Raw genomic sequence first — 19,723 nt, 5'->3', positions numbered from 1 at the left:
TATAGTTGCTCTTAAAAACCTCGTTTATGTACTCTTGCTCTTTGCCGCTCATGTGTGGCGGACTTAGGAAAATTCTTTGCATTTTTTGCCTTTTTTAAATTTGAGGCAAATTCTAGCATTTAAAATTTAATTTATTTTTATAAAAGACTATTTAGAAGTGTTTTTTAAAGATATATCGGCTTCTATTAGCTCGCTAAAAGCCTGTAGCTATTCGTAGGTTTGCTTGCTTTTCTCTATCAGTTCATCAAATTTGAAGCCATGCATAACTATGCGATATAAATTCGACTTATTTTTACGCCAATTATATAAAGTGGCGGCATCAATATCAAGACAATACGCCATATCTCGCTTGGTTCGCTTTTGCACTGATTTATCCTATTTTTAAAAATATAAAATTGTATAAATTTTTTTCTGATAAAAAAACTATTGAATTATTGTATGTTTTTATTGATTTATTATTGAGTATTTCAATTATTCTTAATAAAAATATTTTTATAATTATGCTATATTGAACGAAGGAGCACAAAAAATGATTTGGATAGTTAGTGGCTTAGGGGTTGTAATTTTTGTTATGGGTATTATTTTATATAAATTTCACCAAAGAGTAAATGAGTTAGAAAACGCGGTTGTCTACTTAATGAATCAAATAGAAGACGATGGAGATGTAGGTGACTTTTTGACAGAATTTGGTAAAGGCTTTGTTCGTGGATTTTTTGGTGGATAATAAATAAAAGATTATTGAAAATTAAAATAAAACTATGGTTTTAAGCATTAAACACAACGTCGTCAAATACTACAAAGAATTAATGGGTTTTAACTTTCTTTTATCTTCTCCATATTCAACCTATGCAGTAAAACAGCAAGCAAGTTAAAATTTGATAAACACATTTTGAAACTTTTAAATTTCAGCCCAAATTTCGCCTAACTTTAGCAGGATTACCGTAGGCGACGCTACCGTCTGCGATATCTCTTACTACGACGCTGCCCGCTCCGATTATGCAGTCTGAGCCGATTTTTACGCACTGTATAGCGCAAGATCCTATGCCTACGTGCGTGTTTGCGCCAACGATCACGCCGCCTGCTAGCGCCGCATTTGGGCTAACGTGCGCAAAATCGCCGATCTCGCAGTCATGCTCGATGACCGCGCCCGTGTTTATTATTGCGCCATCGCCCACTACTGCGCGTGCGTTTATGACGGCATTTGGCATCACGACCGCGCCCTCGCCTATTTTTGCGCTAGCGCTTACTACCGCGCTTGGATGAATCAAGCGTGCAACGTCAAAGCCCGCGTTTTTTACTCTTTCTTGCAGGATGCGCCTGATTTTATTATCTCCGATAGCTACGATCACGTCCGCTTTTTCCAGACTCGGGTCAAATTTGAGCACGTTTTTGCCGTCAAATTTAGCGTCGTCCAAAAACACGACCTCGCCGTATCCGCACGCTCTAGCCACATCCGCCACTACCGCCCCGTGCCCGCTAAAGCCGTAAACGTAAATTTTAGTTGCGGCCATTAAATTTCTCCGTCGTAGCCATGCCTTCTTTGCTCACGCCGCTTCGTTTTAACACCTTTTGCACCGTTAAAATCGCGATTTTCGCGTCCAGCATAAAACTAAGCTCGCGAACGTATCTCGCGTCAAATTTAAACTTCTCAGCCCAGCTTATCGCGTTGCGACCGTTTACCTGCGCTAGCCCCGTGATACCCGGTCTCACGTCATGGCGGGTCGCCTGCTCGGCGTCGTAAAGAGGCAGGTACTCGACCAAAAGCGGACGCGGCCCGATGAAGCTCATATCGCCCTTTAGCACGTTAAAAAGCTGCGGCAGCTCATCCAGGCTTAGCGCGCGGATCTTTTTGCCGTAATCGTTTAGCCGCGCTTCGTCGGGCAGAAGCTCGCCGTCCGCGCCGCGCTCGTCGCTCATCGTTTTAAATTTGTAAATTTTAAAAATTTTAGCGTGCAAACCCGGGCGCGCCTGCGTAAAAATGACGTCCTTGCTAACCTTAAAATATATCAAAACCGCGATGACCGCCATAATCGGCAGCGTCAAAACTATGAGAAAAATCGCGCCGCAAATATCCAGTAATCTCTTAAAAAACGCCCTATACATCGATAAATTTCCTATAAATTTCTATATATTTCCTAGCGACCGCTCGCTCGTCAAACTCGCGCACGGCAAGCTCCCGCCCGTTTCGTCCCATCTGTGCGGCCAAATTTTCGTCGTTTAGTAAAATTTCTATCTTTGCGGCTAGATCGGCCGAGTTTTTCGCCTCGCAAAGCAGGCCGTTAAAGCCGTTCGTCACAGCCTCGTTACAGCCGGCCACATCGCTAGCAACGACTGCTCTGCCCATGCTCATCGCCTCTAAAACCGTGCGCGGGAAGCCCTCTTTGTAGCTTGGAAGCGCGAGTAGATAGCTAGCCTTTAAAAGCCCCGGCACGTCGTCTCTAGCGCCCAGATACCGCACCGCGCCACCCTTTAAAAACTTCGCGTCGGCCGTGCTTTTGTTTCCCTCAAACCCTTCGCCCGCAAAGACGAACGCGCAGTCCTCGCGCCCGCGTAAAAGCTCTGCCGCCTCGTAAAACTCGCGCACGCCCTTGTGCCACATCGCGCGCGCTATCATCAGCACTATTTTTTTACCGCGCAGATCCTCGCCCAAATTTGCGGCCGGCACGCTGCTTTCGTCAAATTTGAGCGTATCCACACCCACGCTTTTTATCTTAAAAATTTTCTCTTCGGCTATCAGCCCGCGGCTCAAAAAATACGCCGGATCGGCCTCATTTACGAACACGCAGCCGTCGCTCATATTTAGCGCTTTTTTATAAAGCGTCTCGATCGCGGCGCGTACTAGACGGGTTTTTAAGTCGTTATCGATATAAAAGCTACCAAGCCCCTCGACCAAATTTATCACGCGCTTTATGCCCGCTTTTTTAGCGGCAAAGGTGCCAAACACGTTTGATTTATGCGCCGAGGTTTGCAGTAGGTCTAAATTTATCGAGCGCAAGATATCGGCGAGCTTTTTTGAGTTTTCAAGCACGGTTAGAGGATTTAGGCTCGCGCGGTCAAGCTCGTACGTCACGCAGTTAAACTCGCTTTTTAGCCTATCCGTGTAGTCGCCCTTTGGCGCGATAGCGAACACCTCATGCCCGAGCCGCTTTAGCTCGCGCATGATCGGCGCGCGGAAAAAGTAAATGCTCATATCGGCGTGAGATAAAAATCCGAATTTAGCCATTTAAAAAACCTCTATCGCAAATCTAGCGGATACCTGCGCCTTGATCAAATTTACCGCCCTCATCTTAGCAACCTATAAATTTTAACCGCGCCGTTTAAAACGACCGGCTCAAAGAGCTCTTTGTCGTAGTTTTCGAGCACGAAAAGCTGTATGTAGGCCGAGTTTAGCACCGCTTCGTCAAGCACCAAAAACCGCCTGTAATCCTTCATAAAAATGAGATAAATTTTACCGTCCACGTCCATCTCGTGCTTTTTGACGACCAGCTTATCCTTTTCGTCGTAGCTTGTTTCAAAGTACGTATTTACGGATATTTCGCGCTCGCCGATATAGACTTTAGACGCGTCACCCGATACGCTAAACCCTCCGCCGATATTTATCGTATCGCCGTCCACCGAGTAAGGTTTGCCCGGATAAAATATCGCTCCGTACTCCTCGCCGCTGTTTAGATCGAGGTTTGAAAAGCGCAAAACGGCGCTAAAGATATCGATCATGGAGTCAGGCAGATAATAATAAATCTCGCGCGTTTTTTGTGGCGGGCGGAAATCCTTGCTATTTAGCGAATATAAAAACGAATTTACGCTAGTGGCGTTGTAGTCTTTCATCATTTGGTTCAAATTTAACCCAAATCTCTCGCTGAAATTTCGCTCGGTGTATTCGACTTCTAGACGGGCCATATTTGCCGACATGCGCTGGTTGCTAGCTAGCGCAAAGCTCACGGCGAAGTTATCCCTGCCCAGGTGCTTGCCGCCGTCGATGAGGGTCTTGACGTCTGCGTAGTAGCGGATCGGATAGCCGTAGTCCCACCACGCCAGCACGTAGTCCTCGCGTCCCGCGATCTTGTGTAGTTTATCTAGGCTCTCGACCTCGCTTTTGGCAAAAACCGTGCCGACTTTGTAGCCGTAAATATGCTCAAGACACGGCATCAAAGATAGCGCGGCGATACAAAAGACGCAAATTTTTTCTAAAAGAGCGTGCTTTTTGAGCGAGCTTAGGCCTGAGACCATAAAATAAGCCGCCCCGCAAATAAGCACCGCCGCCGCAAACGTGGCTAGATATACGCCAAAGCTCGCCTCGCCGTCAAAATTTGGCGCGAAAACGGGAGATTTGCCGTGCAAAAGGCTGTAATATTTATCAAAATATAAAAAGAAAAACGCGAAAAACGCCGCAACGCAAACGGTGCAAAATTTGTCTAAAATTTTATCTTTTTTAAAAAAACTCACACAAAGCGCCGCAAAATATCCAAATCCTATCGCCATCACGGGCACGGAGTAGATCGTAAATCTAAGCCCGCCTTTTAGCGCCAAAAACCCAAGTAGCAGCATCGGAAGCGCGAGTAAAAAGGAGCGAAATTTAAGACAAAGCGCCGCGACTCCTACGAGCGATAAAACAAAAGTAACGATATGCCCGCTGATGCGCTTAGCAAAGGCGTTTATCGACTCGAACTCAAACGAATAATCGCTCATTTCCATTATCGTTTTATTTACGTTATAAAAATGAAAAACCGGTTCACTACTCTCGGAAACCCCGCGAAATATGTAAAATTTAAGCTGAAATAAAATTTGATTTAGCCCGCCGCTAAAGCCAAGTAAACCTACGGCCAGAGCTAGGCACGCGGCTACTACGCGTTTATCCCAGATCTGAGGACGAAATCTCATCGCTAGATAAAGCGCGATCGCAAGCGCGCTTTTAGCGTAAAAATCGATATACGTAAGTGCAACTATCATCAAAATAGCCGCTTCGTAATTTAGCGCGTTTTTCCTATCAAAAATCAAAGTATAGAGCAAAAATGCGCCCAGCATGGCAAAATTTAGCGAGTAAGAGCTCGGATACCACCAGTCGTTTATCAGGATAAAAATCGGGATAAAAATGAGGTCGTTTACGTTTTTTTTCTGCGCCAGGCGTATCATCGCCCAGACGCTAAACGCAGGCAACACGATCGTGAGCATATCGGTGTCGTAGTAGCCGGCCATCGTGCGGTTGTAGTAGCTGTTTGCGATACTAGCTAGCAAGGCCGCCGCAAACCCCATGCTGGGCATCTCGTACTCTTTGGCTATCAAAATCACGGGAATAACGATAAGCGAGCTAAAAAACACGCTCATATAAAGCAAAATGCTCTCAAAGCTAAAAGGTAAAATTTGATACAAAAAATACGTAAGCGTCGGCATCGAACGGCCATAGTAGCTAAGGTCGTTTGGCTGATGAAAGCCCGCTATCATATCGCGCGCGCCCTCGGCGAAGGCGTAGCCGTCGTTTGTGCTGATCATGAGCTGATCGTTCCAGAAAAAGTGCTGATACTCGCCCGCCCAATACACCCAGTACAGCCTACAAACCACGCTAAAAATAAACGCCGCAAGCATCAAAAAGCAAGTCTGTTTTGAAAATTTAAATTTATCCAAGAGTCCCGAAATTTTACTCGACATTTTTATCCTCTAAGTATCCTATGAGCTGCGCCGCGACGGCATTTTTATCAAATTTTACTACACGGCCGTACGCCTTTTTTTCATAATCTTGCCTCAAATTTTCATCCTCAAGCGCACGCCTCATCGCCGACTCCATCGCTTTTTCGTCGTCAACGGGCGTTAAAATGCCGTACTCATCGTCGCCTAGAAGCTCCCTAGCGCCGCTTTTATGATCGGTGGAGATAATAAATCTCTCGCAAGCAAGCGCCTCTAAAAGCACGTTTGAAAAGCCCTCAAACCGCGAAGCACAGACGAAACACTGCGCGTTTTTGATAAATTTAAACGGATTTTTATCCGTGCCTAGCAGCTTTACTCGCTCGCTCACGCCAAGCTCGTCGATCAAATTTTGAAGCTTGCCTTGCAAAGGCCCCTTGCCTAAAATCCCAAGCGTCGCGCGCTCGTCATTTAAATTTGCGATTATTTTTATTAACATCGCTTGATTTTTACCGCTATCAAGCCGGCCGATATTTAGAAAAAACGGCTTAAATTTAGCATCTAGCGGCTCGTTTGCGAGAGTTTTTATCGCCGCTAAATCGATCGCGTTATATAGCACCTTAGTTTTTTTTGCGTCGCAGCCGAAATTTCGCACGAGATCATCGGCATTTCCCTGCGCGTTGGCTAAAATCAGATCGGCTCTAGGATAGAGCGCCTTAACCAAAATTCTATTGGCAAACCCGCTAAGGCCGCTTTTATAGATGACCGACGGGCAGCTGCGCTCGCTTATCACCATCCGTCCTTTTACTCCGGCGATCCTTGCTAAAAGCGCGATATAACAAGGCCGGTTCATTAAGACAAAATGCAGGTCGATAGCCAAATCGTCGCAAAGTTTTTTATAATTTAAGGCTAAAAACGGAAACAAAAGTCCCAAACGAAAAAGCTTTTTTACGCCGCTTTCATAAGGATCTGAGCGCTCGAGGAAGTGAATTTTAACCGCGCTTGGTATCTCGTAGGCTACGACCTCGCTCATCAAAACGAGATGAACTTCGTATTTTTCGCACAAAGCCGGGAGCAAATTTGAAACCACGCGCTCCGCGCCGCCCGGCCCCATCGAGTATAGAAAAACGGCTAATTTTTTCATTCGCCGTGCGTTTTTTTGTATATCCAAACGCGAATTTTAGTTAAAAATAAAATCATAGACTTTGGAAACGGGCTTAAGATCAGCATTGCAAGCGCTTCTTTTGTAAATTTAAATTTGAGGCTTTTAAAAAGATATTCGTACATTTTTTTGTATTCGCCGCCAAATTTTGCATAATATGCCGCCATTTTATAGAGGATCGCGATGTGAGCGTCGTTTACGCGAAATTTCGGCTCAGCCGAATTTGAGCCGTTTGCGCTAGCTTGAGCGTTTTTCTCGGCGATCTTTTGTAAAATGAGCTCCGCAGTCATCGCGTAGCCTTTCATTATGCAAAGCGGACGCTTAAACGAGTTTATCGTGACGCTGTCGCTGCGGTGAAAGCGGTAAATACGCACTGCATCGTGCAGATAGTAAGCAGGAAGATCAAAAAGATATATCCAAAGCGTATTTTCGCTACCGTAAAGCCCCTTTTCAAAGCGCCTCTGACCGATGGCGTCGCGGCGAAACATTATCAAAAACTCGCCCGTTATCTTGCCGTCGTAGTAGTCCTGCGGCGAAATTTCCCCGTTTTTACTCAGTCCAAATCCCGAAAATTTCGTCGTCGGCTCGCCGTCAATCTCAAAATAACAGTTCGCCCAGACGCTAGCATACCCCTGCTCTAGCACGGCCGCCATCTTGCTTATGGCGCCTTCTATCAGCAAGTCATCGTCGTCTAGTATCACGAAAGCATCACCGCTAGCGTGGTCAAAGCCGTTGTTTTTATTTCCGTTTGGGCCGCGGTCGTAGGTTTGATTTAGGACGTATTTTACGTTGTCAAATTTAGCGACGTAACTCTGCGCGAGCTCGCGCGTACCGTCGTTTGAGTTATCGTCGCTGATTATGATCTCTTTATTTTCGTAGTCTTGGGCTAGCGCGCTTTTTAGGGCGGCTTCAAAAAGCTCTTTGCGGTTGTAGGTCGGGATTATTATGCTTACTTTTAGCATTTCAGTTCTTTATGTTTTGCGTGATAAAATCTATCCACTTTTGATAAATTTGATCGGTTTTAAAGGCGTTTTTTCGCTCGTTGGCGTTTTTTACCAGCTCTTGCCTAAGCTCCTCGTCGCGCATTAAAAGTTCGATTTTGCTTCCGAGCGCTTTTACGTCGTCTATCGGTACCAAAAATCCATCCTTGCCGTCCTCGATGAGCTCTTTTGCGCCGCTTGTAGCAGTCGCCACCCTAGCGCAGTTAAAAAATACGCTCTCGATTAAAACATTCGGCAAGCCCTCGGTTTTGGAGCTTGAGACTAAAATTTTAGACCTTTCGTAAAGCGAAGCTACATCGCTCGTTTGCCCGATAAATTCGGCGTTTAGATGCAGTTGCTCGTGCGCGATAAGCTCTAGCCTTTGCCTCTCTTCGCCAGCGCCCGCTATCACGATTTTCCACTCTTTTAAAAGCTCTTTATCGACTAAGCTCATAGCCTTTAAAAATACGTCGCAGCCTTTAAGCGAGATGAGACGGCCGACGAAAAGGATGATATTTTCCTTCGGCAAGCCCTGCTTTTTGGCTTCAAACATCGGATTATACATCACGGTTTTATTTTTTACGAAGCTATAGTACTCGTAGTCCTCTTTCGTAAGTACCGTGAGTCCGCTAGCTAGCGGATAGAGCAAACGGCGCAAAAACAGCCAGCCGCGCCCTTTGAAAAAATCGGCGCTTGAATGCTCGCTGATAAAAAGCGGCTTGTTTATAAATAAATTCGACAAAATTACGTTGATATTGGTGCTATCCATCGATGAGATAACGACGTCAAATCCGCCGTTTTTGATCAAATTTCGCTGATAAAAAAACTTTTTCACGCGCCTTATTAAATTTGCAAAAAACCCTTTTTTCACCATCGGGAAAGGCAGATCTATCAGCTTTATCCTCTCGTCTAGCTCGTAAAACGGCGGTTTGGTGTCAAATTTTAAAAGCGTTACGTCGTGAAATTTCGCAAAATAGCTCGCTAGCAAGCTCATCACGCGCTCGGCGCCGCCTGCTTGCAGGGTCGAAATTATAAATAAAACCTTCATTCTCTCTCCAAATTTTAATCGGTGCGCGAAAATTTAATAAATCTTCAAAATTATTGATTTTATAAATTTTGAGCTTTATAATCGCTTAGTTTCCTATCTTTTAAATATCCGCTCATAGCCTAAAATTGCCGCTTCAAAGCGCGTTGCGGCGACATATTTTAAGCTGTTTAGGCGAGCTAGCGGGGAGACCTTTACCTGCGCTCTTTGCACTCGCTCGGCTTGGATATTTGAGTCTGTTAGATCGGTTGGATGCGCAAAGATATCGCTAAAATACATCTTTAAGCCGTTTTGTAAAAGCAAAATCCGCCAAAAATCAGCCACGCAAAGCGCCTTTTTGTGCGTTTGCAAGATCTTTTCCGCCGCGCGCCTATCAAGCACGTAAGCAGCCGCTCGGTAAATCGTGCCGTAAGAGCGCTTTGAGACCAGCCAAAAATCCTCCTCCAGCTTTTTGCCAAATGCGCTAAATCGCCCCTCTAGCCCGTCTTGCGCGCCGCAAATGAGCGCCGAGCCCGCATCCATCTTAGTAGCCGTTTCAAACGCCTTTTTTACGCCGCTTTCATCTCCTATGACGTCGTCTTCTAAGATGAGCGCAAACCGGGCGTCGCTTTTTAAAAACTCCTCGTAAGCGCGCGCGTGAGAGAGCGAGCAACCGACCTCGGACGGGCTTAAAAGCCTGCCGTAGGCCTCAAGGCTAGGCAGCACGTAGCCGTAGTACTCCTTTGCGCTCATCGCCCTGCCGCCCACAGCCTCGACGATCTTAAATTCGCCGTAGTTTTTAAACCGCTTTTTTAGCTTTTGCCTGCGCGCCTCGTCGCTTTTTAGCGAAATAACGAATACTAAATTTTTCATCTTTTAAACTTCGATTTGATTTTATTTATCACGATTAGCTGCTCTCTTTTGTCAAATATCAAAAACAAGCTCGCGGCGTATCCCACTGCAAGCAAAACCGCCGAATACGCGGCAAATTCGCTCCAGCTTGAAATTTGTACGAAATTTCGCAGCCAAAAAAACAGCCCGCAAACTGCCGCGAAAACGGCTAAATTTTTAAAATAAACGCCGTAAAAAGTCGTAAGCAGCAAGCTCAAATTTAAGGCAGCATTTATGAGGTCAAATCCCAAAATGCGCACCGAATAAAGCGCTGCACCGACGATCGCCATACCGTAGATGCCGTAGTCCGTAAATTTAAGCACGGCAATCTGCGCCAAAATCGTGCCGGCACCCAAAATAGTGTTTGCTATCGCGGGGCGCTTTAATTTATTGGTCGCGCTATCGAGATTAAAAAGCGAAAAAACGTAGCTGATAAATATAATCGGCACTAGAGTTATCATCGATAGATTATAGATTAGATTTATCTCGTCCGCGCTTTTAAACGGCAGCCAAAGCGTATAAAATTCGCGCCCGAAAGCCACGAAAATAGCTGCCGGCACACTCATAACAAACGCCGTAACTCGCATCGAAAATTTAGCCTCCGCAACAAGCGCGGTCAAATTTGACTTAGAGTAGTGCTCGACGAATTTTGGCGCAAATATCGCGCTAAGCTGCGCCACGAAGCTCTCCAAAATGATCGGAGCCGCCTTTGAAACAGCTAAAATTCCAGTCGCGTTCGCGCTTAAAAAGATATTGCAGATAAACAGATCCATACCGCTCATAAGCACGCGGTTTAGGGCGTTAAAGCTATTATAGACGCCTGATTTTAGCAGCTCTTTTATCCGCGTAAAGTCAAATTCGCTTGGGTTAAATTTAAGCTCGGGCGTGATGCGGCGCGAAACCCAAACGCTCGTAAAAAACACAAAGAGCGACGCGACTAGAGCGGAGATCGCGATATAGGCGATCATCGGTCTAAAAAAATAAAAAAGCGCTACGATGAGAGCGGCCAAAATGGCGCTAGACGCGGCGTTACGAACAGAGATGATGTATAGCTTGTTTTTGATAAACATCGAGACGCTGATGACGCCGTTAAAAAGCCCGACGCAAAAATTTATAAAATAAAACGCGAAAGTAAGCCGCACGTCGCCTAGCAGCGCGTCGCTCACGTTTAGCACGCTTTGTAAATTTAAGATAAAAACGCCCGCGCCAAGCAAAATAAGAACGCAAAAAAAGATATTTACGACCAGAACCGACGAGTAGTAGGCGTTTGCCGCGCAGATGCCCCCTCTGTGCCACTCGTACGCGACGAAGCGGCCGCTAACGGAGTTTATCGCAGCAGTCACGACTAGGGCGTAGGCTACGATAGCGTTAGATAGCCCGACAAAGCCGTAGGCTTCGTTGCCTAGGCTCTTTAAAATGTAGGGCGTGAGGAAAAAATTTATCCCCATCGAGACGATAAAAACGACGATGGAGCTGATCAAATTTACGAGCATTACAGCCTTGCGTCGGCGTTTTCGTAAACGTTTTTGATATCGTAAACGAGAGCTTTGCTAAATTTTAACCCTTTAAATTTATCGTGAGCGACGGCGATCACGACGCAGTCGTAGTCCGCCTCGTCAAAGCTTTTTAGAGGCGCGATACCGTATTCGCGCTTCACCTCGGCTTCGTCCGCCCACGGATCGTAGACGTCCACGCGGCAACCAAAATCCCTAAGCTCCTCGATCACGTCTATCACGCGCGAGTTGCGGATGTCGGGGCAGTTTTCCTTAAACGTAAGCCCAAGCACCAAAACGCGGGCCGAATTTATCAAAACGCCCCTTTTTATCATTAGTTTTACGACTTGATCGGCGGCGTATTTGCCCATATTGTCATTTATACGGCGTCCGGCTAGGATCATTTCGGGATGAAAGCCAAGCTCCTGCGCCTTATGCGTGAGATAATAAGGATCCACGCCGATGCAGTGGCCGCCCACTAGCCCAGGACGGAAATTTAAGAAATTCCACTTCGTGCCCGCCGCCTGCAAAACCGCGTTCGTGTCGATGTTCATCTTGTTAAATATCATCGCAAGCTCGTTCATAAAGGCGATGTTTATATCGCGCTGCGTGTTTTCGATGACTTTGGCGGCCTCGGCGACCTTGATAGTAGGCGCTTTGTGCGTGCCCGCCGTTATGATCGAGCGGTAGACCTCATCGACCTTGTCGGCTACCTCGGGCGTCGAGCCGCTAGTGATTTTTTTGATTTTAGTTACGGTGTGCTCTTTGTCGCCCGGGTTTATGCGCTCCGGCGAGTATCCACAGAAAAAGTCCTCGTTAAATTTAAGCCCGCTTTGCTCAAGTAGCGGCACGCAAATCTCCTCCGTAACGCCCGGATACACGGTGCTTTCATACACGACGATATCGCCTTTTTTTAGCACTTTAGCGACGCTTTGCGTGGCTTTTACGACGGGCGTTAGATCGGGACGTTTGTTCTTATCTATCGGCGTCGGAACGGTAACGATAAAGAAATTACACTCCTTTATATCGTCCAAATTTAGGCTAAATTTCATACCGTTCTCTATCGCTTTTTTCATCTGCTCAGCGCTTAGCTCTAGCGTGCGGTCATACCCACTTTTAAGCTCCTCGATACGGGCGGCATTGACGTCAAAGCCCGTGACTTCGTATTTCTCGCTAAATGCAGCCGCCAAAGGCAGCCCGACGTATCCTAGTCCGATAACGGCTATTTTCATTTATTTTTCCTTTTTAATTTTTTTGGTTCTATCGTTTTTACGCGTTCATACATTCTTATTTCCGCGCCTACGCCTTGCGGAGTTATGATTTTAATAGGGCTAACGCCGGGTAAAATTTGAGTGAGCTCATAATAAACCCGCCTCTTTTTCTTTCCGTCCTTGCAAAGCATCATCGTCTGCGCCAGCTCATCTCCGCCGCTAAATTCGTAATAAATCCCGCGCGCGTCCTCTTTTTCCTCGAGTTTTCCGCCGAGTAAAAAGGCAAAGTTGCAGTCGATTTGCATCTCTTTAAAAAACGCGACTTCGTATTTAAAATAATCAGGCGGCATCTTTGAGATAGGTAGCTCGAAAATATTTTCCTCGGTTTTTGGCGCGTTTTCGCCTGCAAAAAGCGCAAACGGCAGCACGCAAGCCGCGATAAAAAGTAAAATTTTCCTCATGATTTCACTCCTATTTGGAAATACTTAAAGCCTAAATTTGCCAGATTTTTCGCGTCGTATTGATTGCGCCCGTCAAAGATCACGGCATTTTTTAGCCGCTGTTTCATCTCCATAAAATCAGGCGACCTAAACTCGCTCCACTCGGTAACCAGCGCGAGCGCGTCGGCGCCGTTTAGCGCGTCGTATTTGTTTGGGGCGAATTTTAAATTTGAGTTAGGTAGATATTTTTTGGCTTCGTTTACGGCTTTTGGATCGTAGGCGACGACGTTTGCGCCCGCGTTTTCTAGCACTTTTATGAGTGCGAGCGAGCTAGCCTCGCGCATATCGTCGGTATCTGGCTTAAACGCCAGCCCCCAAATCGCTACCGTTTTGCCGCTCAAATTTCCGCCGAAAAATGCTGAAATTTTTTCAAAAAGCACCGTTTTTTGCGCCGCGTTTCTAGCCTCCACCGCGCTTAAAACCTGCGGCTCAAAGCCGTTTTGCCTAGCGGTGTAGATGAGCGCCTCGACGTCTTTTGGAAAGCAGCTGCCGCCGTATCCGCAGCCGGGGTATATAAAGCTATAGCCGATGCGAGAGTCGCTGCCGATGCCTTTTCGCACCAAATTTACGTCCGCTCCCACGCGTTCGCAGATCCCCGCGATCTCGTTTATAAAGCTGATTTTAGTCGCTAGCATCGCATTTGCGGCGTATTTGGTCATCTCGGCGGACTTTACGTCCATGGCGATAAATCTATCGTGATTTTTCATAAAGGGCGCATAAAGCTCGCGCATAACGCTTTGCCCCCACTCGCTACTAGCGCCCACTACGACGCGGTCTGGCTTTAAAAAGTCCTCGACTGCCGCGCCCTCTTTTAAAAACTCGGGGTTTGAGACGACCTCAAATTTGACGTCTATGTTTCTCTTTTTTAGCTCGCCCGCGATCACTTCGGTTACCTTCTCCGCCGTACCCACGGGGACGGTTGATTTATCCACGACGATTAACGGCGAGGTTAAATTTTGCCCGATGCTTTTTGCGACTTCTAGCACGTATCGCAGATCGGCCTGCCCGTCCGCGCCCATAGGCGTACCCACCGCGATAAATAGCACGCTAGCGTGCGCCAAGGCCTCTTTTATATCGACGCTAAATTTGAGCGCGCCGTTTGCCCTGCACTCAGCCACGATTTCAGAAAGTCCGGGCTCATAGATCGGTATAACGCCGCTGTTTAGAGCGTTTATCTTTGCTTCGTCCACGTCCACGCATATGACGTCGTTGCCCATTTTAGCTAGGCACGCGCCGCTAACTAGCCCCACGTAGCCCGTGCCTACGACTGCGATCCTCACAGCCGTTTCTCCCACTCAAGCGCGGTTTTTATGATGAGCGCGAGATCCTCTCTCTTAGGCCGCCAGTTAGTTAATTTTCTTATCTTTTCGGGCTTTGCGATGAGGCACGCCGGATCGCCCTCTCTACGAGGCGCGCTAACTACTTTAAAATCAACCCCGCTTACTTTTTTAGCCGTTTCTATAACCTCTTTTACGCTAAAACCGCGGCCGTAGCCGACGTTAAAGGTCTCGCTTTTTTCATGCTCGTTTAGATACTCCAGCGCGCTTAGATGCGCGTCCGCTAGGTCGCTCACGTGGATGTAGTCCCTCACGCAGGTGCCGTCTGTCGTCGGATAGTCGCTGCCGAAAATCCCCATGCTTTCACGCTTGCCCAGAGCCGTCTGCGTCGCGACTTTGATTAGATGCGTGGCGTTTGGATAGTTTTGCCCGATGAGCCCCTCCTCGTCGGCGCCCGCGACGTTAAAGTAGCGCAAAATCGCAAATTTGAAATTTTCATTTGAAGCGGCGTAGTCTTTGATGATCCACTCGCTCATTAGCTTGCTTCGGCCGTAGGGATTTATCGGATTTGCCGCGGTTTGCTCATCAACCTCGCCGATCTCGGGCTCGCCGTAAACCGCCGCCGTGGAGCTAAAGATAAATTTATTTACGCCGTACTGCTTACAATAGGTCAAAATTTTGGCTACGTTTGCGGTGTTGTTTAGGTAGTATTTTAGCGGATATTGAGTGCTTTCAAAAACCTCGATAAATGCGGCAAAATGGATAATCGCGTCAAATTTGCCCTCCGCAAAAATCCCGCCTAGATCATCCTCTAAATTTGCCTTTATAAATTTAAAATTTCCTATCTTTTGGAGTGCCTCAAGTGCTTTTTGCGAGCCCTTGCAGAGATTGTCGATGATAGTTATCTCATCGCTGCCTTGCTTTAAAAGTGCTTTTACTACGTGGCTGCCGATGTATCCAGCTCCACCTGTTACTAAAATCTTCAAGTTTAAGCCTTTCATAAAAAAGTAGTTAATTTTATCAAAAATAGAGTAAAGCAAAAGTAAAGTAAGGTTAATTTTTAAATTTTGCCTAAAAGCTGCAAAATGGATATCTATCTTTAGAAATTTAAAATAGACTTACAATTTATTTAAAATTTAATCTTTATAATTCCTCATCTACAAAAAAGGATAAAAATGAATGTCTCAATCTTAAATTTACTACCGATAAAACAAGGCGGTGACGCAAAAGATGCGATAAATGCGGCCCTCGAACTGGCTAAATTTGCCGAAGATATCGGCATAAAGCGCTACTGGGTCGCAGAGCATCACAATATGAAAAACTTAGCTAGCTCAGCCACGCAGCTCATCATCGCACACATCTTAGAGCATACAAAAAGCCTGCGTGTGGGCTCTGGCGGCGTGATGTTACCAAACCACAGCCCCTACTCTATCGCCGAGCAGTACGCCACTCTTGAGACGCTATATCCAAACCGCGTCGATCTTGGGCTAGGCAGAGCTCCAGGGACTGACCTAGAGACGGCTGCGGTGCTTAGACGCGGCGCAAGAGAGATGGAATTTAACATGCAGATAAACGAGCTAATGGACTATTTTAACGCCAAAAGAGCCGTGAAAGCCTATCCAAAAGTAGACAAAATTCCACCTATTTACATACTTGGCTCAAGCATATATAGCGCATACGTGGCGGCTGAGTTTGGCCTGCCTTACGCCTTTGCGTCGCACTTTGCACCACGTGCGCTAGAAAAAGCGGTAGAAATTTATCGTCAAAATTTCAAACCATCGCCCTTTTTAAAAGCGCCCTATATCATCGCAGGAGCAAATGTAATAATAGCCCAAAGTGACGAGCTAGCAAAGAGTTTAGCCACTACGCAAACGCAATTTTTCTTAAACGTAGTAACTGGCGAAAAAGAGTATTTGCAGCCGCCAAAAAGGGACAACGACGAGGTCTTTGCCAAAAGTGGCAAGGCAGGCGCACAGACTCCGCATTTTGGGCCGATCGACTTTAGGCAAATAGAGCTAAAAAATAGAGAAAGAAGCGTCACAGAAGAGATGATGGCGTGTTCTTTTATAGGCTCAAAGCAAAGCGTTAAAGAGCAAATTTTAGAGTTTCAAAATAGACTAGCAGTCGATGAGATCATGGCTCAAAGCTTTATTTTTGATGAAAAGGCGCAGTTTGACTCTTTTGGGGCGTTAAAAGAGATCACGGATCAAATTTAATCCTCTCTAACCCTTAAAAATATAGGAAATCTTGGCTTGCCGTTGGCGGTTAAATTTTGAAATTTATATGTGATGATAGAGCCTATCTTTGGGGGATCTTGACGATTTTTGTCGCTTAGTCCTGAGCCTATTTTAAAGATAGTGCCCTCTTTTGGCTCGCCAGCTCTTTCTTTATCATCTTTGCCGCCAAGCGCCTTGCAGGTAAGCGAGCCTACAAATTTTTCGTATTTGCCGCTGCCTTTATTTACGGCGACAACCTCGCACTCGGCGTCTTTAAATTTTTTATATTTCAGAGCATTTTTGCTTCGTTTTCGCTCATACGGCGCGTTTGGCTCGCGCACGACCGCACCCTCGCCGCCCTTTGCGATGACAGCCTCCGCAAACGCCTCAAATTCGGCGTTATCTTTTACTTTTACTTGCTTGATTATCTTTAAATTTTGCCCGGCTTGCGGGTTCTTTGCGATAAATTTTTCAAGCTCGCTAAGCCGCTCTAAAAGCCCGCCGCTAGCCTCAGGCACGTCAAAAACATGAAATTTGATCTCGCTCCACGCTGCCTCATTTGGCGTTTTATCCATTACGATCGATTGGATTTTTTCAAATTCGCCCCGCGCAGTGTAAAGCTCACCGTCAAGTGCAAACGGCGGAAAATGCGCGCTCCAGCCCCCTGGCGTGGCTATAATTTTACCGTTTCTGGATAGCAAATTTCGCCCATCCCAGTAGGCGCGCACGCCGTCTAGCTTCTCGCTAGCTAGCCAGCCGCCGACGTTTTGGCCTTTGTATTCGCTAAGTTTTAAAAGCTCAAATTTATCTTTTTTAGCAGTATCTACACCCGCGTCGCTTAGGTTTTCGCTCTGCGCCGCCAAAGCGAAATTTAAAAAGGCGGCCAGCAATAGCGCGAAAAATCTCAAATTTTAACCCCGTAAAACTCGCAGTACCACTCGATAAACCTAGCCACCCCGTCATTTACGCTAGTGTTTGGCTTGTAGTCAAAGTCCGCTACCAGATCGCTCACGTCCGCATAGGTCGCAGGCACGTCGCCGGCTTGAAGCGGGAGGAAGTTTTTCTCTATCTCGCGGCCGATTTTTAGCTCGACGGCCTTGATGTAGTCCATGAGCTCTACGGGGCTGTTGTTGCCGATATTATAGACCTTAAACGGCGCGCTAGAGGTGGCGGGATCGGGATACTTTGCGTCCCACGCAGGATTTGGCTTGGCAGGGTTGTCGATGCATTTTATGATGCCCTTTACGATGTCGTCCACGTAGGTAAAGTCGCGCTTCATCTTGCCGTAGTTAAAGACGTCGATTTTCTTGCCTTTTAGCGCGGCGTCGACGAACAAAAATAGCGCCATATCAGGGCGTCCCCACGGACCGTAAACGGTGAAAAATCGCAGTCCCGTAGTCGGCACGCCAAATAAATGCGAGTACGTATGCGCCATCATTTCGTTGCTTTTTTTAGTCGCGGCGTAGAGGCTGATCGGGTGATTTACGCCTTCGTGCGTACTAAAGGGCATATTTTCGTTTAGGCCGTAGACCGAGCTCGAGCTTGCGTAGACTAAATTTGCGGTTTGGTTGTGGCGGCAGCACTCAAGGATGTTCATAAATCCCGTGACGTTGCTGTCGATGTAGGCTTGCGGATTTATTAGCGAGTAGCGAACGCCCGCCTGTGCGGCCAAATTTACAACGCAGTCAAATTTCTCGCTCTCAAAAAGCCTTTTCATCGTCTCGGCGTCGGCTAGATCGGCTTTTATAAATTTTAAATTCGGCTGCGTTTTTGAGCTTATCAGCTTGCCTTGCTCAATCTCACTAACGTCAAAGCCCGCCGTTTTTAGGCGCGCGAGCTTTAAATTTACGTCGTAGTAGTCGTTTATCACGTCGTATCCGACGACCTCGTCGCCCCTTTTTACGAGGGCGTTTGCCAAGTGAAATCCGATAAATCCCGCCGTTCCGGTTACTAAAATTTTCATGTTTTTTCCTTTGTGATTTGACGCTATTTTAGCATATTTTAAAAATCAAAGCTCGTAAATAAAATTAGCGCCGACTCTACGAACAACGCGCTAAGCCAAGCAAACATCCAAGTCCCCAACCCACGAAAAACGTACCGTAAAAAGCCGCCCCGACTACAAATACGGCGGGAAAAGCTACTATCATACCCGCGCTAGCGACGGGCAAACCCACGACCATCGCGGCACCGCCGAGATCTATCCCCGCACCGCCGCTGCTTGCGCCTATTTTTTCGCAATCTACATTCGTATATACTTTTATTGGATTTTGAAATTTACCCGAGGTTAAAATTTCTTTTCTTTTAGCGTCGCTTATGTTTGCCGTACTTCCGCTCAGATAGTAATAACCGGTTATATATCCGGACTCCAAAAAGCTTTTTATAGTCTGAGACCCTTGCATATTTTTGTTTGGATCAAACATCTCAAAAGACGCTTTTAGCGCAGCGTATCTCTCGTCCGAAAATAGCTTTTTATCAAGAAAAATGACGTATGTTCCAACCATCTTTTCATCGTTGCCGTATATGCAAATAGACGCGAAATCGTCTTTTATGTCATTTGCAAACTCGCTAGCGTAAAAGCGTTTGGCTTCGTCTATTTTTGCCGTTTCGTTTAGCCTAAAACTATATTTGTCGCCGACGACGTAGTATCCGTCGTTATACGCATAAAGTCCTTGTATCTCGTCTATTTTTTTAACGCCGGCGCTTTTTTCTGCGCAACCGGAAAATAGCAAGGCAAATATCGCCGAAAAAGCTACGATCTTTTTATACATCTATTATCCTTTCATTCTATAAATATAAACTATCTGTACTTGCTGAAACTATAATTAAATTACGCTTTAACAAAAGCGAGCCGTTTAAATTTAGCCAAACCGGTAAAATACGCTAAATTTGCGCCCGTCCTTACTGCTCGTCCAAATTTATCTCAGGCATATTTTCTTCGGTGTAGTACTCCTCCGACCCGGCCTGCTCGCCCTCTTCATCAAACTCGGGCTCGTCCTCGTAGTTTTGCGTCTCAAGGCGCACCAGCTCGCGCTCGACTGCCTCGCAAAACACCGGCGTATAGCCCATCTGAGCGCAGTTTGCCGCGAGCCACTCGCTCATCACCGAGATATCGTCTGCGTAATCGTCCAGCGTCAAATTTCCGCGCAAAAGCTCGTATTTTAGGAAAAGCCAGTAGGTGTTTAGCACGTCGCTTTCGCAGTATTCGTTGATCTTATCTATCTTGCCGTCAAAAAACAGCTCCATCACCTGATCGCCGTGCACGTCGTATTTGCCGGGCAAATTTAAGCTCGCGCAGAGCGTATCGAGCTTTAGCCCGCGCACGGAGCCAAACTCGCTCACGTGATCGAGCAGAT

Annotated in this window: 19 protein-coding genes and 1 pseudogene; 2 read left to right on the top strand and 18 right to left on the bottom strand. The window is 46.5% G+C overall.

Going from position 1 to position 19,723, the window contains the following annotated elements; all coding sequences use genetic code 11:
- Positions 1–207 precede the first annotated feature (207 nt).
- Positions 208–366, bottom strand: a complete 159-nt coding sequence (locus tag Q0314_RS08840) for a transcriptional regulator (RefSeq protein WP_298058340.1) — start codon at positions 364–366, stop codon at positions 208–210.
- A 163-nt stretch (positions 367–529) separates the two neighbouring features.
- Between Q0314_RS08840 and Q0314_RS08835 the strand changes: the two genes are divergently transcribed.
- Complete coding sequence (locus Q0314_RS08835) at positions 530–724, top strand: hypothetical protein (RefSeq protein ID WP_298058338.1); 195 nt, start codon at positions 530–532, stop codon at positions 722–724.
- 181 nt (positions 725–905) lie between these two features.
- Here the strand turns inward: Q0314_RS08835 and pglD are convergent, their stop codons facing one another.
- The 13 genes from pglD to galE all read right to left on the bottom strand — a co-directional run bounded on the left by pglD (position 906) and on the right by galE (position 15,140).
- On the bottom strand, positions 906–1,511 hold the full coding sequence (pglD, locus tag Q0314_RS08830; RefSeq protein ID WP_298058337.1) for a UDP-N-acetylbacillosamine N-acetyltransferase: 606 nt from the start codon (positions 1,509–1,511) through the stop codon (positions 906–908).
- Positions 1,498–2,103, bottom strand: coding sequence for an undecaprenyl phosphate N,N'-diacetylbacillosamine 1-phosphate transferase (gene pglC, locus Q0314_RS08825; protein WP_298058335.1), 606 nt, complete (start codon positions 2,101–2,103; stop codon positions 1,498–1,500). Before pglC ends, pglD begins: the two co-directional genes overlap by 14 nt.
- Complete coding sequence (gene pglA / locus Q0314_RS08820; RefSeq protein ID WP_298058334.1) at positions 2,096–3,223, bottom strand: N,N'-diacetylbacillosaminyl-diphospho-undecaprenol alpha-1,3-N-acetylgalactosaminyltransferase; 1,128 nt, start codon at positions 3,221–3,223, stop codon at positions 2,096–2,098. Before pglA ends, pglC begins: the two co-directional genes overlap by 8 nt.
- Positions 3,224–3,282: 59 nt before the next feature.
- Positions 3,283–5,643, bottom strand: a complete 2,361-nt coding sequence (locus Q0314_RS08815; RefSeq protein WP_298058332.1) for an STT3 domain-containing protein — start codon at positions 5,641–5,643, stop codon at positions 3,283–3,285.
- Positions 5,633–6,760, bottom strand: a complete 1,128-nt coding sequence (locus Q0314_RS08810) for a glycosyltransferase (protein WP_298058331.1) — start codon at positions 6,758–6,760, stop codon at positions 5,633–5,635. The genes Q0314_RS08815 and Q0314_RS08810 overlap by 11 nt, the downstream gene beginning before the upstream one ends.
- On the bottom strand, positions 6,757–7,740 hold the full coding sequence (locus tag Q0314_RS08805; protein ID WP_298058329.1) for a glycosyltransferase family 2 protein: 984 nt from the start codon (positions 7,738–7,740) through the stop codon (positions 6,757–6,759). The genes Q0314_RS08810 and Q0314_RS08805 overlap by 4 nt, the downstream gene beginning before the upstream one ends.
- A gap of 1 nt (position 7,741) precedes the next feature.
- Positions 7,742–8,806: a glycosyltransferase gene (locus Q0314_RS08800; protein ID WP_298058327.1), complete on the bottom strand. Its 1,065-nt coding sequence runs from the start codon at positions 8,804–8,806 to the stop codon at positions 7,742–7,744.
- A gap of 93 nt (positions 8,807–8,899) precedes the next feature.
- Positions 8,900–9,655 (bottom strand): glycosyltransferase family 25 protein, encoded by a 756-nt coding sequence (locus tag Q0314_RS08795; RefSeq protein WP_298058325.1) that lies wholly within the window; start codon positions 9,653–9,655, stop codon positions 8,900–8,902.
- Positions 9,652–11,166, bottom strand: coding sequence for an MATE family efflux transporter (locus Q0314_RS08790; RefSeq protein WP_298058323.1), 1,515 nt, complete (start codon positions 11,164–11,166; stop codon positions 9,652–9,654). Before Q0314_RS08790 ends, Q0314_RS08795 begins: the two co-directional genes overlap by 4 nt.
- On the bottom strand, positions 11,166–12,398 hold the full coding sequence (gene tviB / locus Q0314_RS08785) for a Vi polysaccharide biosynthesis UDP-N-acetylglucosamine C-6 dehydrogenase TviB (RefSeq protein WP_298058322.1): 1,233 nt from the start codon (positions 12,396–12,398) through the stop codon (positions 11,166–11,168). The genes Q0314_RS08790 and tviB overlap by 1 nt, the downstream gene beginning before the upstream one ends.
- A complete protein-coding gene (locus Q0314_RS08780) occupies positions 12,395–12,838 on the bottom strand; it encodes an ecotin family protein (protein ID WP_298058320.1) in 444 nt (147 codons plus the stop codon). Before Q0314_RS08780 ends, tviB begins: the two co-directional genes overlap by 4 nt.
- A complete protein-coding gene (locus tag Q0314_RS08775) occupies positions 12,835–14,157 on the bottom strand; it encodes a UDP-glucose/GDP-mannose dehydrogenase family protein (protein ID WP_298058342.1) in 1,323 nt (440 codons plus the stop codon). The genes Q0314_RS08780 and Q0314_RS08775 overlap by 4 nt, the downstream gene beginning before the upstream one ends.
- Positions 14,154–15,140, bottom strand: coding sequence for a UDP-glucose 4-epimerase GalE (gene galE / locus Q0314_RS08770; RefSeq protein ID WP_297938670.1), 987 nt, complete (start codon positions 15,138–15,140; stop codon positions 14,154–14,156). Before galE ends, Q0314_RS08775 begins: the two co-directional genes overlap by 4 nt.
- Positions 15,141–15,329: 189 nt before the next feature.
- Between galE and Q0314_RS08765 the strand changes: the two genes are divergently transcribed.
- A complete protein-coding gene (locus tag Q0314_RS08765) occupies positions 15,330–16,370 on the top strand; it encodes an LLM class flavin-dependent oxidoreductase (RefSeq protein ID WP_298058318.1) in 1,041 nt (346 codons plus the stop codon).
- On the opposite strand, the gene Q0314_RS08760 is transcribed toward Q0314_RS08765, so the two are convergent.
- The 4 genes and pseudogenes from Q0314_RS08760 to Q0314_RS08745 form a co-directional block, all read right to left on the bottom strand.
- Positions 16,367–17,278 carry a DNA ligase gene (locus Q0314_RS08760; protein ID WP_298058317.1) on the bottom strand — a complete coding sequence of 304 codons (912 nt, stop codon included), beginning with the start codon at positions 17,276–17,278 and terminating at the stop codon, positions 16,367–16,369. The two genes, Q0314_RS08765 and Q0314_RS08760, sit on opposite strands and share 4 nt — an antisense overlap.
- Positions 17,275–18,333: an NAD-dependent epimerase gene (locus Q0314_RS08755; protein ID WP_298058315.1), complete on the bottom strand. Its 1,059-nt coding sequence runs from the start codon at positions 18,331–18,333 to the stop codon at positions 17,275–17,277. Before Q0314_RS08755 ends, Q0314_RS08760 begins: the two co-directional genes overlap by 4 nt.
- A gap of 76 nt (positions 18,334–18,409) precedes the next feature.
- A complete protein-coding gene (locus Q0314_RS08750) occupies positions 18,410–19,138 on the bottom strand; it encodes a hypothetical protein (protein ID WP_298058313.1) in 729 nt (242 codons plus the stop codon).
- Between the two features lie 130 nt (positions 19,139–19,268).
- Positions 19,269–19,723, bottom strand: a pseudogene (locus Q0314_RS08745) (3'-5' exonuclease); the annotation flags it as partial.

This window comes from uncultured Campylobacter sp. (assembly GCF_938040115.1).
Lineage (GTDB): Bacteria > Campylobacterota > Campylobacteria > Campylobacterales > Campylobacteraceae > Campylobacter_A.
The sequence above is the reverse complement of the archived record's forward strand: the minus strand, read 5'-3'. Positions and strand labels throughout refer to the sequence as shown.

Excerpts from the sequence above, each read along its gene's own strand:
- Q0314_RS08795 (WP_298058325.1), bottom strand. The coding sequence starts at position 9,655 with ATGAAAAATTTAGTATTCGTTATTTCGCTAAAAAGCGACGAGGCGCGC.
- Q0314_RS08750 (WP_298058313.1), bottom strand. The coding sequence starts at position 19,138 with ATGTATAAAAAGATCGTAGCTTTTTCGGCGATATTTGCCTTGCTATTT.
- Q0314_RS08800 (WP_298058327.1), bottom strand. The coding sequence starts at position 8,806 with ATGAAGGTTTTATTTATAATTTCGACCCTGCAAGCAGGCGGCGCCGAG.
- Q0314_RS08835 (WP_298058338.1), top strand. The coding sequence starts at position 530 with ATGATTTGGATAGTTAGTGGCTTAGGGGTTGTAATTTTTGTTATGGGT.
- pglA (WP_298058334.1), bottom strand. The coding sequence starts at position 3,223 with ATGGCTAAATTCGGATTTTTATCTCACGCCGATATGAGCATTTACTTT.
- Q0314_RS08790 (WP_298058323.1), bottom strand. The coding sequence starts at position 11,166 with ATGCTCGTAAATTTGATCAGCTCCATCGTCGTTTTTATCGTCTCGATG.
- tviB (WP_298058322.1), bottom strand. The coding sequence starts at position 12,398 with ATGAAAATAGCCGTTATCGGACTAGGATACGTCGGGCTGCCTTTGGCG.
- pglD (WP_298058337.1), bottom strand. The coding sequence starts at position 1,511 with ATGGCCGCAACTAAAATTTACGTTTACGGCTTTAGCGGGCACGGGGCG.
- Q0314_RS08780 (WP_298058320.1), bottom strand. The coding sequence starts at position 12,838 with ATGAGGAAAATTTTACTTTTTATCGCGGCTTGCGTGCTGCCGTTTGCG.
- Q0314_RS08805 (WP_298058329.1), bottom strand. The coding sequence starts at position 7,740 with ATGCTAAAAGTAAGCATAATAATCCCGACCTACAACCGCAAAGAGCTT.
- pglC (WP_298058335.1), bottom strand. The coding sequence starts at position 2,103 with ATGTATAGGGCGTTTTTTAAGAGATTACTGGATATTTGCGGCGCGATT.
- Q0314_RS08765 (WP_298058318.1), top strand. The coding sequence starts at position 15,330 with ATGAATGTCTCAATCTTAAATTTACTACCGATAAAACAAGGCGGTGAC.
- Q0314_RS08755 (WP_298058315.1), bottom strand. The coding sequence starts at position 18,333 with ATGAAAATTTTAGTAACCGGAACGGCGGGATTTATCGGATTTCACTTG.
- Q0314_RS08810 (WP_298058331.1), bottom strand. The coding sequence starts at position 6,760 with ATGAAAAAATTAGCCGTTTTTCTATACTCGATGGGGCCGGGCGGCGCG.
- Q0314_RS08815 (WP_298058332.1), bottom strand. The coding sequence starts at position 5,643 with ATGTCGAGTAAAATTTCGGGACTCTTGGATAAATTTAAATTTTCAAAA.